Genomic DNA, 12,824 nt, shown 5'->3' on the forward strand with positions numbered 1-12,824 from the left:
GCAGCCTAGGTCCAGGACACGCGCGCCGGGGCGCAGTTCCATCCGGTCTACGGCCGCCGCGTACCGGGGGCCGTCGTCCGCGAACCGTTCCTCCCAGGTGGCCGCGCGCCGGGTGAAGAAGGCGCGGGTCGCCGTCTGCTCGGCACGCGCCGCGACGAAGGCGGCGAAGCGCTGGAACACACCGTCGCGGTGGCGGGCCAGTACGGCCAGTTCGGCGGGCGCGGACTCCACCAGACCGGGGGCGGTGGCGGCTTCCTCCGGGAAGGCGTCGGCGAAGGCGCCGACCGCGGTCTCGTCCACCTCCAGGTGGAACTGCGTTCCCCACGCCGAGCCGCCGATCCGGAACGCCTGCACCGGGTACCGGTCGCAGGAGGCCAGCAGGGTCGCCCCGGCCGGCAGTTCCATCGTGTCGCCGTGCCAGTGCAGCACCCGCAGCCGCTCGGGCACGCCCGCGAAGAGGGCGTCGGTGCGTGCGGCCTCCGTCAGCCGTACGTCGGACCAGCCGATCTGCGCCCCGTCGCCGGGCCGTCCGGCACCGCCCGCCGCGACGGCCAGCAACTGCGCGCCCAGGCACACGCCCAGTACGGGGATCTCGGCGTCCAACGCGGCGCGCAGCAGCGCCAGTTCGGCGCTACGGCCGGGGAAGTCCTCGTAGGCGGCCAGCGCCCCGCCCATCACGACCAGACCCACCAGGTCGTCGGCCGTGTCCGGCACCGGGTCGCCCGCCCAGGTCCGGCAGACCCGGGTCGGCAGCCCGGCCGCCTTCAGCGCGGTGCCGATGGCGTAGGGGCCTTCCTGCGGTGCGTGCTCCACGATCTGGATCACGGGCCACCACCTCCCGCACGACCGTACCCGGGCGATGGTCGAAACCAAACGCGGATACGGGACGAAGGGACCGCCCTGCCTCGCATTTGCCAGGACATTCCTCTCATTGCCCAGCCGTGGGCGAACACCCTCGCCGCGGCGCCGGGACTCCGGCGATCACCCTCCCCGTTCGCGGGTTCCTCCGATTTGCCAGGACGAAGGAAACTCCCAGGTGGCGGATGCGACGGGGTCTGCGACGTGGGCGGCCGGAGCGGCTAGCTTGTGGACGCACAGCCGGTGATAAATCCGGCAATCCAGAACTTTTCTCTGTGAGGCGTTCCGTCATGAGCTTGAGCATCCGCAACCAGATTCCCGGCACGGTCACGGCTGTCACGCCCGGCGCGGTGATGGCGACCGTGAAGGTGCGCCTCGACGGCGGCCAGGACCTCACGGCGGCGATCACGCTGGAGGCCGTGAAGGACCTGGGGCTCGCCGAGGGTACGGCCGTACGCGCCATGATGAAGTCCACCGAGGTCGCGCTGGCCACCGGCCGGGTGGAGGGGCTGTCCATCCGCAACCAGTTGCCCGGCACGGTCAGCGACGTCGCCACCGGCGGGGCGATGGCCGTCGTGAAGGTCACGGTCGACGGGGGCGAACTGACCGCGGCGATCACCAAGGACGCGGTGGGCGACCTCGGTCTGGCGACCGGTTCACCGGTCGTCGCGCTGATCAAGTCGACCGAGGTGTCCCTGGCGACCGTCTGACGGGCGGGGGCGTGCTGACCGGGACTGCGGGGCGGGGCGACGCGCGGGCACGCACCGGGACCCGGCTTCGGCCCCGTCCCGGGTGAGCGCCTACGCTGCTCGGGGAAGGCAGCCGTAACCCGGCGACCAGCGAAGAAGGGACGTCCCGCGTGGCAAGCGACGGACAAGGCACGGTCGAGGCCGCCGCCGACGCGTCCCGCCCCATCCCGCCCGGCCAGCGCCATGTGCACGGTTGGCCGGTCTCGCACTACGGGCCCGTCCCCCGCTTCCGCCCCGACCGCTGGAACCTGCGGGTCCACGGCGCCACCGCCGACGGCACCGAGCACAGCTGGACCTTCGACGAACTGGCGCCCCTGCCGCATGTCACGGTCGTCGCCGACCTGCACTGCGCGTCCGGCCCGACCTCCACCGACCACGAGTGGTACGGCATCCCCGCCACCGCCCTCCTGGCCCTGGTCCCGCCCGCGCCGGAGGTCACACACGTCATGGCCTGGGCGGAGTACGGCTATTCCGCCAACCTCCGCCTGGCCGACTTCACGGCCTCGCAGACCCTGCTGGCCACCCACCACAACGGCGAGCCCCTCACCGCCGAGCACGGCTTCCCGCTGCGCCTGGTCGTGCCGCACCTGTACGGCTACAAGAGCCCCAAGTGGCTGCGCGCCGTGGAGTACCTCACCGAGGACCGCCGCGGTTTCTGGGAGGAACGCGGCTACCACAACATCGCCGACCCCTGGAAAGAGCAGCGCTACTCCTACCAGGAGCAGGACGAGAACGGCGCCGAGCACGACGGCTGAGCGGCCGAGATCTTCCTTCGGTCCAGGACCCGTGCCGCCCGGCGATGTTGACGGCACGTAGGCTCGCGCCCATGGTTGCGCAGCGCATGGTCGACGTGAACGGCGTACGGCTGGAGATCGCCGAGCAGGGCGAAGGCCCGCTGGTGGTGCTCCTGCACGGCTTCCCGGAGTCATGGCACTCCTGGCACCGCCAGATCGGCCCACTGGCCGACGCGGGCTTCCGGGTGGTCGCCCCCAACCAGCGGGGCTACGGCCGCAGCGACCACCCCGAGGCCGTCGACGCGTACACCCTCTTCCATCTGGTCGGCGATGTCGTCGGTCTCATCCAGGAGTCGGGCGAGCGGCAGGCGTACGTCGTCGGGCACGACTGGGGTGCGGCGGTCGCCTGGCACACCGCGCTGCTGCGGCCTGACAAGGTTCTCGGGGTGGCCGGTCTGAGCGTGCCGCCGCCGTTCCGGGGGCTGCGTCCGCCGCTGGCCGTGACGCAGGCGAGGTTCGGGGGCCGGTTCTACTGGAACTACTTCGACCGTCCCGGTGTCGCCGACGCCGAGTTCGCCAGGGACCCGCGGACCACGCTCCGCAAGTTCCTCTACTCCGCCTCCGCCGCCGCCTCGCCCTCCGGCGAGATCATGCAACCGCTGGTCCCCTCCGAGCAGGGCTGGCTCGCGTCCATGGAGGATCCCGAGGTGCTGCCGGACTGGCTCACCGAGGAGGCTCTCGACGCGCTCACCGAGAGCTTCTCCGCGGGCTTCACCGGCCCGCTGAACTGGTACCGCAACCTCGACCGCAACTGGGAGCTGACCGCGCCCTGGCACAACGCCGTCGTCACCCCGCCCGCCCTGTACGTCTACGGCGACCGCGACCTCGTCCCCGCGTTCCCCGGCACCCCCGAACTCATCGCGCGCCTGCCCGACCTCATGCCCAACCTGGTGCGCAAGCCCGTCGAACTGACCGACTGCGGACACTGGACCCAGCAGGAACGCCCGGACGAGGTGAACGCCGCACTCATCGACTTCCTCACGGCCTGCCGTCAGGACGCCGGCGAGTAAGGAGACCGCTGGGCGTGGGCTGCCCCCCAACCGCCCACCGCCCGCTGGGAGGTTGGTAGACACCGCCTCGCAGCGGGGAGGAAACCGGTCGAACCCGTCGTCATCCCGTGCGGCAGCCGCAAACTGGACCACCCCGCGCGGGCCGCGGACATGTACGTCGGCTCCTGCCATCGCGCGTGCCGCAAGGCGGCCGAAGCCCTGTGCCCCGACCGGCTGTTGATCCTCTCCGCGCGGTACGGCCTGCTCGACCTCGACGACGTCGTCGAGCCGTACGACACTCCGCACGGTGCAACAGGCGCCATTACGGCCCCAGTTCTCCTGGAACAGGCGACGCTGCGTGGCATCGTGTGCCTCGACCCCGTCGTAGCCCTCGGCGGCGCCCGGCACGTCGATCTGGTCCACGCAGTCTGGCCGCACGCCCGCACACCGCTCACCGGAACACGCGGCATGGGCGAGCAGATGGCCCGCCTGGCGGCGATGCGCAACAGCCCTGTCGGTTAGTGGGGCACCTCCGGTGCGCGGGTCGTCGACGACGGGCGCAGCAGATGCGGCCTGCCGGATGCGGGCGTACCGCGTGAACCGATGCGTCCCGGGTAGGAGACGGGGTCGGACGTGGCCGGACGGACGGTCGCTCCTTGCGCGAAGGGACGGTGCGGAGATGGCGTTGGAGCAGGCCCCCGAGGAACTGGTGGACGCGGTCGTCGTGAACGACGGACGGTTGCTGCTGGTGAACGTGCAGGGCGGTTGGGGTCTGCCGTCCGGTGTCCCCGAGGAGGCCGAGACGGCACAGGCCACCGCCGCTCGCGTGGTCTATGAACTCACGGGCTATCTCGTGGACGGGTCGAGCCTCCTGGAGTCGGAGTCGGCGGTCGGAGCCGACGGATCGCCTGCCGTGGTGTGTCATCTGTTGAGCGAGGATCCGTCCGGGGAGGACCAGCTCACCGCCGGGCAGCTCCGCTGGGCGCCCTTCGCCGAGGCCATCGACGGTGGGCTGCCCGCGCCGGTGCGCGCCTACCTGGAGGGCCATACACCCGTGTAGGAAATACCGGCGCAGGCCGGCGTCAGCCTGCAGGAGTACATCCTCTCGGCCGCCTACGCACGGGCGACGGCCGTCGAGGAGCGGTTCCTCGCGGGCTTCAAGGAGTCCATGGCACGCAGTGGCGAGGCGTTCGCGGCCGAACCGGGCACTGCCGATTCCAGCGCGGAGCAGCGGGCCGCCGAGGCGGACGCGCTGCGTGAACTCGAACGCCAGGAGCAGGGGCACGCCGCGTGACCCAGCCCGAACCACCGCACACGCTGGACGTCACATTCCTGCTGCACGCCGCCGAACTGCTCGACCGTGATCCCCAGGTCGACGCCTACGGCCCGCTCTACGCCGCCGCCGCGCGCGTCGACGCCCGCGCGACGGAGCGCGACATCTACGGCTCCCTCCCCCTCAAGGCGGCGGCGCTCCTGCAGACCCTGGCGAAGCTGCCGTGTCTGGAACACTCCAACGAGGCTTTCGCCTGGCACGCCACCGAGGCCTACCTGAACCTCAACGAACGCCGCCTCGACTACCCGCCCAAGGCGGCCGTGGCGCTCGTGCGCGACGCGGCCTCCGGGGAACTCGGCCTGGCCAGGATCGCGCGCCAACTGCGCGACTGGACCACCGACTGAGCCGGCCGGGCCAGCTTCAGGACGTCGCCTTCCGGATGCGCGCGAGCAGGGCACGCAGCTGTGCGCGGTCCTCCGCGTCCAGTTCGGCCGTCGCCTCCGCGAGCGCGAGACCGTCGACCTCCTCGGCCTCGCGATGACACTCCCGGCCCTTGTCGGTGAGGCGCAGCAGGAACGCGCGCCGGTCGTGCGGATGGCGTACCCGCTCCACCAGCCCGTCGCGCTCCAGGCTGTCGACGATGCTGGTCGTGGTCCGTGCCGCGACGCCGGTCATCTCGCTCAAGTCCCGCATGCGCAGCGGCTGTTCGGCATGGGCGAGCATCCGCAGGGCACGCAGCCGGGCGACCGAGGCACCGTTGGCGCGCAGCCGGATCTCCACGAACTGCCGTAGCCGGTGGGTCGTCTCGTAGAGCTCGTCGACCAGGATGTCGCTGCTGCCGTGCACTGCCATGACGTTCCCCGTTCCCCGTTTTCGCGGTGAGGATCGATTCTACGTTCCTCGGCCGCGACCTATGAGCACCCACATAGTGAGTATGCTCAGCATGTGCTGCCGTTCCGACGCCATTCCGTCTCCCCCGTCTCCCGCATCCCTCTTGTCTCCCGAATACGCCTCCGTCCGCGCCCGGGCCAGCGTCTGGTCGTGCCCGTCATGTGTGTCTGCGTGACGTTCATCGCGATCGTCGACGGAGCGATCACGACCGTGGCGCTCCCCTCCATAGCCCGCACGTTCCGGCTGACCACGGCCGCCCTGGACGGTGTGGTCGTGGTCTACCCGGTCTGTCTGGCCATGGCCATCCCCGCCTCGGCCTGGCTGGTGGAGCGGTTCGGCGCCAAGCGCGTGCTGCTCACCGCTCTCGGCGCCTTCCTCGGCTCGTCGCTGCTGTGCGGCGCGGCGGCCGACCTCGCTCAACTCGTCGCCTTCCGCGCGGTGCAGGGTCTCTCCGCCGGACTGCTCTTCCCCGCCGCGTCCTCGCTGCTGTACAGCACCTTCAACTCGTGGGAGCAGGTGCGGATCTCGCGGTACATGATCGTGCCGCAGCAGATGGCCCCGGCCGTCGCGCCGGTGCTCGGCGGGCTGCTGGTGGACCACCTGTCCTGGCGTTGGGTGTTCTACGTCAACCTGCCGCTCGGCGTGCCCGCTGTGGTGTTCGGGGCGGTCTTCCTGGCCGAGCACCGCGGCCATCGGCCCGGGCGTTTCGACCTCACCGGGCTGCTGCTGAGCGCGGCGGCTCTGGGTTCCGTGATGTTCGGGGTCTGCGAGGGCCCCAACCGCGGCTGGTCCTCCCCCGCCGTCGTCACCGCCCTCGCGCTCGGCGCGGTCCTGCTCACCGCCGCCGTCCTCTTCGAACTGCGCACCGCCGAACCGCTGTTGAGGCTCCGGCTCTTCGCGGACCGGCTCTTCCGGGACACCAACCTGATCAATCTGGTGGGCCTGGTGCCGATCCTGGGCGCCATGTATCTCGGCCCGCTCTTTCTCCAGCAGGGGCAGGGCCGTTCGGCACTGGAGTCCGGCACCAGCACCTTCCCCGAGGCCTTCGGTGTGCTGCTGACCGTCCAGATCGCCGGGGTCCTGTACTCCAGGGTCGGCCCCCGGATCATCATCGGCTGCGGCCTGGCCATGGTGAGCGCGGTCCTGCTGCTCTTCGCCACCTGCGACCAGGACACCGGCCTGTGGACGTTCCGCACCTACATGTTCCTGCTCGGCGTCGGCATGGGCGGCGTCTTCATGCCGACCACGGTGGCCTCGCTGGCGACCGTCTCCCGCAAGGACCTGGCCCAGGCGTCGACGCTCAACACCGTCGTACGGCAGACCGGGGGCGCCTTCGCTCCGGCGGCGGTGACCACGGCCCTGGTGCTGAGCACGCCCACGGCAGCCGCGGCGGATCCGCCCACCACCGCCTACCAGCACGCCTATCTCACTCTGGCCGCCCTCGCCGCGGCGACCTCCGTCTTCGCCTTCACCCTCCCCGACGGCCCGGCCCGCGCCGCTGCCGCCCGTGGGACCACCGCGTCGGGCGGGGCGGCTCCACGGGGACGCCGACACGAGGAGGCGCACTAGCCACCCCACGCCTTCAGCGGATCACCGGTGAAACCGACCAGGAATCCCTGGAGTTGAGCGCGGCGGTCGTGCACCCGGCGAGTTGTTTGTAGCCCTGGGAGACGGCCGTCGCGTGCTCCGCGGGAACCGGGCCGCCGGTCTCCTCGGCCAGGACGATGATCTTCTCCGGGCCCAACTCACGGTTGGCCAGCACCAGTTGGTTCAGGGGTTCGCGGCGCAGGTCTTCGTACCGCGCCAACGCCTCCACCGGATCGTCGTGGTGGGCGAGGGCCCAGGCCAGGACCCGGGCGTCGACGACGGACTGGGAGCCGCCGTTCATGCCCATGGGATACATGGGATGGGCGGCGTCTCCGACCAGCGTCACCCGGCCGAAGCTCCAGCGCGGCAGCGGGTCGCGGTCCACCATCGGGTACTCGTGGATGCCGGTGGAGTCGCGGATCAGTCGGGGCAGGTCGATCCACGGCAGGCTCCACTCCGCCACCCCGGCCAGTGCCTCGTCCACGGCAACCGGGCGGTGGAAGCCGCCCGTCTCCTCGCCGGGCTGCGGGCCGCGGATCTCCAGCACCCAGTTCATCAGCGTGGGCCCGCCCTCGGCGGCCGGGTCCTCGACGGGGTAGGCGACGAACTTGTCCCCGGGCCGTCCTCCGGCGACCACGATCGTCCGCCCGCCGAGTATGTGCGGATACTGGCTCATCCCCCGCCACATGCGCACCCCGTTCCCGCTCGGGGCGCCCTCACCGGGATGCAGTTGGGCGCGCAGCCGGGAGTCGATGCCGTCGGCGCCGACGAGGACATCGGCCTCGATCACCACCGACCCTCCGGTGTGCCGGTCCGTGAAGTGGGCCGCCACGCCCAGCACTTGGTGCTCGAAGCGTTCGAAGGCCATGCCGGTACGGATCGCGTCCGGCCCGATACGGGTGCGGACCGCGTCCAGCAGCATCATCTGCAACTTGCCCCGGTGGACGGAGTACTGGGGCCAGCGGTAGCCGGCCGCCAGACCGAGTGGCTCCTCCCAGATCCGGCGCCCTCGGCGATCGCAGTAGACCAGTTGTTCCGGCGGCAGCGCGATGTCGTCCAGCGCGTCACCGAGGCCGAGTTCGGTGAGTTCACGCACCGCGTGAGGAAGCAGGTTGATGCCGACGCCGAGTGCCTGGAGTTCGCGCGCGGACTCGCACACCACCGGTGTCGTTCCCGCGGCGTGCAGACTCAGAGCGGCGACAAGGCCGGCGACGCCGCCGCCCACCACGACGATCTTCACATGTACTCCCTTGCGTTCCGCCGTACCAACTCGCCCTGGACAGTTGCCAGTTCGGCGAGCGGGGCAGGGCCCGCGGTCGGCTCGGCCCCCGGTGTCACCATATCCGGAGGGATCATCTCCAGGTAAGCTGAGGCCGTTGCACGACGGCACGACCCCGCCCGGAACAGCACCGCCCGTGGTAGGCCAGACCCCAGAGAGGGAACCCCCGATGACACACCGGAACAGCCGGGACCTCTTACGGCAGGGTGCCACCGAGGCACAACTCGTCCTGGTTGGACGGGACTTGGCGCCGGTCGTCGCAGCCCACGCCGAACGGACCGAGCGACAGCGCACGCTGGCCGGGCCGAGTGCTGAGGCGCTCCGCGATGCCGGGCTCTTCACCCTGGGGACACCGCGCCGCTACGGCGGCCATGGCGCCGGTGTGCGCACCGCCGTCGACGTGTGCACCGAGCTGGCCGCCGGCTGCGCGTCGAGTTCCTGGCTCGTCGGCATCGTGTACGGGGCCGCGCTGTTCGCCTCGCAACTGCCCGACGAGGTCCGCACCGCGATCTGGAAGTCCGATCCCGACGCCGTGCTCTGCGGCGCCGCCAATCCCTCCGGTTCGGTCACAGCCGTACCCGGCGGCCTCGAACTCGACGGGCGGTGGCCGTGGATCTCCGGCATCGACCACGCGGCCTGGGTACTGCTGGGCATCGTCCGCGAGGACCGCGGCGGGCCGGAACGCGGGCTCGCCCTGGTCCCCGCGTCCGCGCTCACGGTGGCAGACACCTGGCACATGGCCGGCATGCGGGGCACGGGAAGCCGCACCGCGATAGCGAGCCAACTCTTCGTCCCGGACGAGCAGTTCGTGTCGTTCGCCGAGATCGCCGACGGGATCGGCACCCGGCGGCATCCGGGCGAGGCCCGCGTCATCTTCCCCATGTCCATCAACCTCCCACTGGTCGGCACCGGCGTCGGCATCGCCCGCGGCGCACTCGAACGCGTCGTGCGGGACCTCACGGGAGGAAAGCGGTCCGTCTCGCCGCTGCACGCCCTGACGGCGGAAGCCGCCCCGCACCAGCTGAACGTCGCCCAGGCCGCCACCCTGATCGACACGGCCACGCTGCACCTGCGGCGCGCGTCCGACGAGATCGACGAGGCCGCGCGCGACGGACGGCGCCCCGACCTGGAGACCAGGGCACGGCTGCGGATGGACGGCAGCCACGCGATGCGCTGCGCCCGCGAAGCCGTCAGCCTCCTGCTCGACACGGCCGGGGCGAGCAGCTTCTCCGACGACTCACCGCTCCAGCGCGCCTGGCGCGACATCGGGACGGCCTCCCGCCACGCCGCACTGAGCGTCGAGACCAGCCGGGAGCTCTACGGCCGTGTCCTGCTCGGCCGGTCCCTCCCCCACACCGACGTCGTCTGAATACCGTACCGACGTCGTCCGACCCCAGCATTCAAGGAGACCGGACCGGTGGCCGCACCCCGACCCTCGACAGACCCGATCCGACCGACAGCGGAACACAGGGTGGCTCTGGTCACCGGTGCCGCCCGTGGCATCGGCGCCGCGATCGCCGGCGAGCTGCACCGACGCGGCCTGCGGGTGGCGCTGCTGGACCAGGACGACACCGGCGCGCGGGCCCCGGCCAAGGAGCTGGACCCCGACGGGAACTCCGCGATGGCGGTGCGCGCCGACGTCGGCGACCCACAGGAGACACAGGACGCGGTGCGCGCGGTGTCCTCGGCGTGGCACAGCCCCGATGTGCTGGTCAACAACGCGGCGCGAACGGCGCCCGGCTCGGTGTGGGACGTCGAACTCGACGAGTGGGACGCCCTCATGGCCACCAACCTGCGCAGCGTCCTCGTCCTCACCCGCCTGTGCGCACCGCCGATGCGGGAGCGCGGCTGGGGCCGGGTCGTCAACCTCGCGTCGCTGGCCGGACAGCAGGGCGGACTGGTCGCCGGGCCGCACTACGCCGCGGCGAAGGCGGGTGTGCTGGTGCTGACCAAGATCTTCGCCCAGGAACTCGCTCCCCACGGCGTCACCGTCAACGCCGTCGCTCCCGCGGCCGTACGGACGCCCGTCATGGACGAGCTGCCCGCCGAGGCGCTGCGGCGGGCCGCCGACCGCATCCCGGTGGGCCGATTCGGACGGCCCGAGGAGGTGGCCGCGCTGGTGGGTCACCTGGCGGGGGACGACTCCGGGTACATCACGGGTGCCACACTCGACGTCAACGGCGGCATGTTCATGCGGTGACGGCGGCGGCCGGGCGTAAAGTTCCGAGGTCGGAAGGGAGCAGGGGATGGACGGGGACGGGTCTTCGCCGGCGGGCCCGGCCGAGCCTCTGGTCGGACGCGATCACGATCTCGGACTGGTCCGGGGGTTCGTCGACGAGGCCATGGTGTCCGGTGGGGCGCTGCTGCTGTCCGGGGACGCCGGTGTCGGCAAGACGGTGCTGCTGGACGCGGCGGCCGGACAGGCGCGCGGCACGGGCGCGCGGGTCGTGCGCGCCGCAGGTGTGGAGTTCGAGAGCACGATCAGTTTCGCGGGTCTCCACCAGGTCCTTCAGCCGCTGCTGGCCGGGCTCGACCGGCTGCCCGACCCGTACCGCACCGCCCTGAACGTGGCGCTGGGCCTGGACCGGGGCGCACCGTCCGATCAGCTGCTGGTCTCGAACGCGGCGCTGACGCTGCTCGTCCAGGCTGCCGCTGAGCGCCCGTTGCTGGTGATCGTCGACGATCTTCCGTGGCTGGACCGCGCCAGCGCCGTGGTGCTGGGCTTCGTCGCCCGCCGTCTTGGTGGCAGCCGGGTCGGCTTCCTCGGCGCCTACCGGTCGGGGGAAGGCACGTTCTTCGAACGCGGCGGCGTGCCCCATCACCATGTTCAGCCGCTCGACACGACGGCCGCGGCGGCGTTGATCCAGGCCCGTTCCCCGTCCCTGGCGCCGCGTGTGCGGGAGCGTCTGCTCGCGGAGGCACAGGGCAACCCGCTGGCCCTGCTCGAACTGCCCGTCGCGCTCAGCTGCGCCCAGCGCTCCGGGGCCGATGTGCCCGACCTGCTGCCGCTGAGCCGCCGGCTCCAGGCCGTGTTCGCGTCCCGGGTCGAGACACTGCCCGCCGCGACCCGACTGCTCCTGCTGTACGGGGTCCTGGACGGCACCGGTGATCTGCACGCCCTCACCTCGGCCGCCTCCGGGCGGGCCGACATGGACGACCTGGCGGACGCGGAACGCGCGGGACTCGTCTACGTGGACGCGGTCACCGGACGGCTGGCGTTCCGCCATCCCCTGACCCGCTCCGCCATAGTGGAACTCTCCACCAGCGAACAGCGCCGCGAAGTACACCGCGCCTTGGCGGAGTTCAGCGCCGACCACCCCGAGCGACGCGCCTGGCATCTCGCCCATGCCACCGTCGAGCCCACCGAGGATGTCGCGAGTCTGCTGGAGGAGGTGGCGCGCGACACCGTACGGCGGGGTGACGCGGGTGGCGCCATCGCCGCGCTGCTGCGCGCCGCCGAGCTGAGCCCGCGCGGCTACGAGCGCAGTCGCCGGATCGCCGAGGCTGCCTATCTAGGCGCGGACCTGACCGGTGACCTGCGTGATGTGCCCCGGCTGCTGGAGGAGGCCCGGCTGGCCGACGGCGGACGGGCCGGCCCGCTGGTCGCCGCCGTCGCGGCGGCACACCACATCCTCCTCAGCGGTGAAGGCGACCTGGACACCGCGCACCGGCTGCTCGTCGGCGCGATCGACATGCAGCACCAGCCGTACGACGCCACCGACCCGACCATGATCGACGCGCTGTACACCCTGGCCTGGCTGTGCCAGAGCAGTCAGCGCGCGGAGCTGTGGAAGCCGCTGCACCGGGCCCTCAACCTGCTGAAACCGGAGATCCCGGACCAACTGGCCCTGACCGTCGGCACCATGGCCGACCCGGCTCGGACGGGGCCGGCCGCGCTCGGGAAGCTCGACGAGGCGATCGCCTCGCTGGACCGGGAGGCCGACCCGGTCCGGGTCATCCGGATCGCCATGACGTCGCTGTACGTGGACCGGCTCCCGGCCTGCCGCACGGCGCTGCGGCGGGTGCTGCGCGACGGGCGGGACAACAGCTCGCTCACCGTGGAGATCCAGGGGCTGGTGTACCTGGGCCGGGACCATTTCGCGGCAGGCGAGTGGGACGAACTGGAGGCACAGGCCGCGCAGGGCCGGGATCTGGGCGAGGCGCACAGCTATCAGCTCCTGTCGACGGAGTTCCTCTACCAGCGGGCGCTGGTCGCCGCCGCCCGCGGCGACGAGGCCGCCACCCGGGCGTTCACCGACGAGATGACCCTGTGGGCGACACCGCGCGGGGTGGGTTCCTACCTGTCCTGCGCCTCGCACGCGCGGGCACTCGCCGCACTCGGCCGGGGCCGGTTCGAGGACGCCTACCGGCACGCGTGCGCCATCAGCCGTGCGGGGGAGCTCG

General features: G+C 71.9%; 14 protein-coding genes. 11 read left to right on the forward strand and 3 right to left on the reverse strand.

Translation table 11 applies throughout. The features are described 5' to 3' along the window. Window positions 1-825, reverse strand: an 825-nt coding sequence (locus R6V09_RS31275; RefSeq protein ID WP_317884820.1) for a type 1 glutamine amidotransferase, incomplete at its 3' end; no start/stop codon positions are given. 323 nt (window positions 826-1,148) lie between these two features. Between R6V09_RS31275 and R6V09_RS31280 the strand changes: the two genes are divergently transcribed. The 7 genes from R6V09_RS31280 to R6V09_RS31310 all read left to right on the forward strand — a co-directional run bounded on the left by R6V09_RS31280 (window position 1,149) and on the right by R6V09_RS31310 (window position 5,067). Then, a complete protein-coding gene (locus tag R6V09_RS31280) occupies window positions 1,149-1,568 on the forward strand; it encodes a TOBE domain-containing protein (protein ID WP_317884821.1) in 420 nt (139 codons plus the stop codon). A gap of 149 nt (window positions 1,569-1,717) precedes the next feature. Further along, window positions 1,718-2,362 carry a molybdopterin-dependent oxidoreductase gene (locus R6V09_RS31285; protein ID WP_317884822.1) on the forward strand — a complete coding sequence of 215 codons (645 nt, stop codon included), beginning with the start codon at window positions 1,718-1,720 and terminating at the stop codon, window positions 2,360-2,362. Between the two features lie 71 nt (window positions 2,363-2,433). Continuing rightward, window positions 2,434-3,411 (forward strand): alpha/beta fold hydrolase, encoded by a 978-nt coding sequence (locus R6V09_RS31290; protein WP_317884823.1) that lies wholly within the window; start codon window positions 2,434-2,436, stop codon window positions 3,409-3,411. 102 nt (window positions 3,412-3,513) lie between these two features. Next, window positions 3,514-3,912, forward strand: coding sequence for a DUF6884 domain-containing protein (locus tag R6V09_RS31295; protein WP_327096781.1), 399 nt, complete (start codon window positions 3,514-3,516; stop codon window positions 3,910-3,912). Window positions 3,913-4,069: 157 nt separating this feature from the next. Continuing rightward, window positions 4,070-4,450 (forward strand): NUDIX domain-containing protein, encoded by a 381-nt coding sequence (locus R6V09_RS31300; RefSeq protein ID WP_317884825.1) that lies wholly within the window; start codon window positions 4,070-4,072, stop codon window positions 4,448-4,450. A 3-nt stretch (window positions 4,451-4,453) separates the two neighbouring features. Further along, window positions 4,454-4,684 (forward strand): hypothetical protein, encoded by a 231-nt coding sequence (locus R6V09_RS31305; RefSeq protein ID WP_317884832.1) that lies wholly within the window; start codon window positions 4,454-4,456, stop codon window positions 4,682-4,684. Next, window positions 4,681-5,067, forward strand: a complete 387-nt coding sequence (locus R6V09_RS31310; RefSeq protein ID WP_317884826.1) for a fic family toxin-antitoxin system, toxin component — start codon at window positions 4,681-4,683, stop codon at window positions 5,065-5,067. Before R6V09_RS31305 ends, R6V09_RS31310 begins: the two co-directional genes overlap by 4 nt. A gap of 16 nt (window positions 5,068-5,083) precedes the next feature. Here R6V09_RS31310 and R6V09_RS31315 read toward each other — a convergent pair whose 3' ends face one another. Further along, window positions 5,084-5,515 carry a MarR family winged helix-turn-helix transcriptional regulator gene (locus tag R6V09_RS31315; RefSeq protein WP_317884827.1) on the reverse strand — a complete coding sequence of 144 codons (432 nt, stop codon included), beginning with the start codon at window positions 5,513-5,515 and terminating at the stop codon, window positions 5,084-5,086. Window positions 5,516-5,713: 198 nt separating this feature from the next. Between R6V09_RS31315 and R6V09_RS31320 the strand changes: the two genes are divergently transcribed. After that, a complete protein-coding gene (locus R6V09_RS31320) occupies window positions 5,714-7,123 on the forward strand; it encodes a DHA2 family efflux MFS transporter permease subunit (RefSeq protein WP_317884833.1) in 1,410 nt (469 codons plus the stop codon). A gap of 13 nt (window positions 7,124-7,136) precedes the next feature. Here the strand turns inward: R6V09_RS31320 and R6V09_RS31325 are convergent, their stop codons facing one another. Beyond that, window positions 7,137-8,381, reverse strand: coding sequence for an FAD-dependent monooxygenase (locus tag R6V09_RS31325; protein WP_317884828.1), 1,245 nt, complete (start codon window positions 8,379-8,381; stop codon window positions 7,137-7,139). A gap of 208 nt (window positions 8,382-8,589) precedes the next feature. On the opposite strand from R6V09_RS31325, the gene R6V09_RS31330 reads away from it, so the two are divergent. The 3 genes from R6V09_RS31330 to R6V09_RS31340 all read left to right on the forward strand — a co-directional run. Further along, entirely contained in the window at window positions 8,590-9,789 is a 1,200-nt protein-coding gene (locus tag R6V09_RS31330; protein WP_317884829.1) for an acyl-CoA dehydrogenase family protein, read from the forward strand. A 102-nt stretch (window positions 9,790-9,891) separates the two neighbouring features. Further along, window positions 9,892-10,620 carry an SDR family oxidoreductase gene (locus tag R6V09_RS31335; protein ID WP_317884830.1) on the forward strand — a complete coding sequence of 243 codons (729 nt, stop codon included), beginning with the start codon at window positions 9,892-9,894 and terminating at the stop codon, window positions 10,618-10,620. A gap of 46 nt (window positions 10,621-10,666) precedes the next feature. Further along, window positions 10,667-12,824 (forward strand): ATP-binding protein (locus R6V09_RS31340; RefSeq protein WP_317884831.1); only part of this gene is annotated, 2,158 nt, incomplete at its 3' end.

Source organism: Streptomyces sp. W16 (assembly GCF_033194735.1).
Taxonomy (GTDB): domain Bacteria; phylum Actinomycetota; class Actinomycetes; order Streptomycetales; family Streptomycetaceae; genus Streptomyces.

Bases quoted from the DNA above. Each gene is read 5' to 3' on its own strand.
- R6V09_RS31280 (WP_317884821.1), top strand. From the start codon at position 1,149: ATGAGCTTGAGCATCCGCAACCAGATTCCCGGCACGGTCACGGCTGTC.
- R6V09_RS31290 (WP_317884823.1), top strand. From the start codon at position 2,434: ATGGTTGCGCAGCGCATGGTCGACGTGAACGGCGTACGGCTGGAGATC.
- R6V09_RS31300 (WP_317884825.1), top strand. From the start codon at position 4,070: ATGGCGTTGGAGCAGGCCCCCGAGGAACTGGTGGACGCGGTCGTCGTG.
- R6V09_RS31315 (WP_317884827.1), bottom strand. From the start codon at position 5,515: ATGGCAGTGCACGGCAGCAGCGACATCCTGGTCGACGAGCTCTACGAG.
- R6V09_RS31320 (WP_317884833.1), top strand. From the start codon at position 5,714: ATGTGTGTCTGCGTGACGTTCATCGCGATCGTCGACGGAGCGATCACG.
- R6V09_RS31330 (WP_317884829.1), top strand. From the start codon at position 8,590: ATGACACACCGGAACAGCCGGGACCTCTTACGGCAGGGTGCCACCGAG.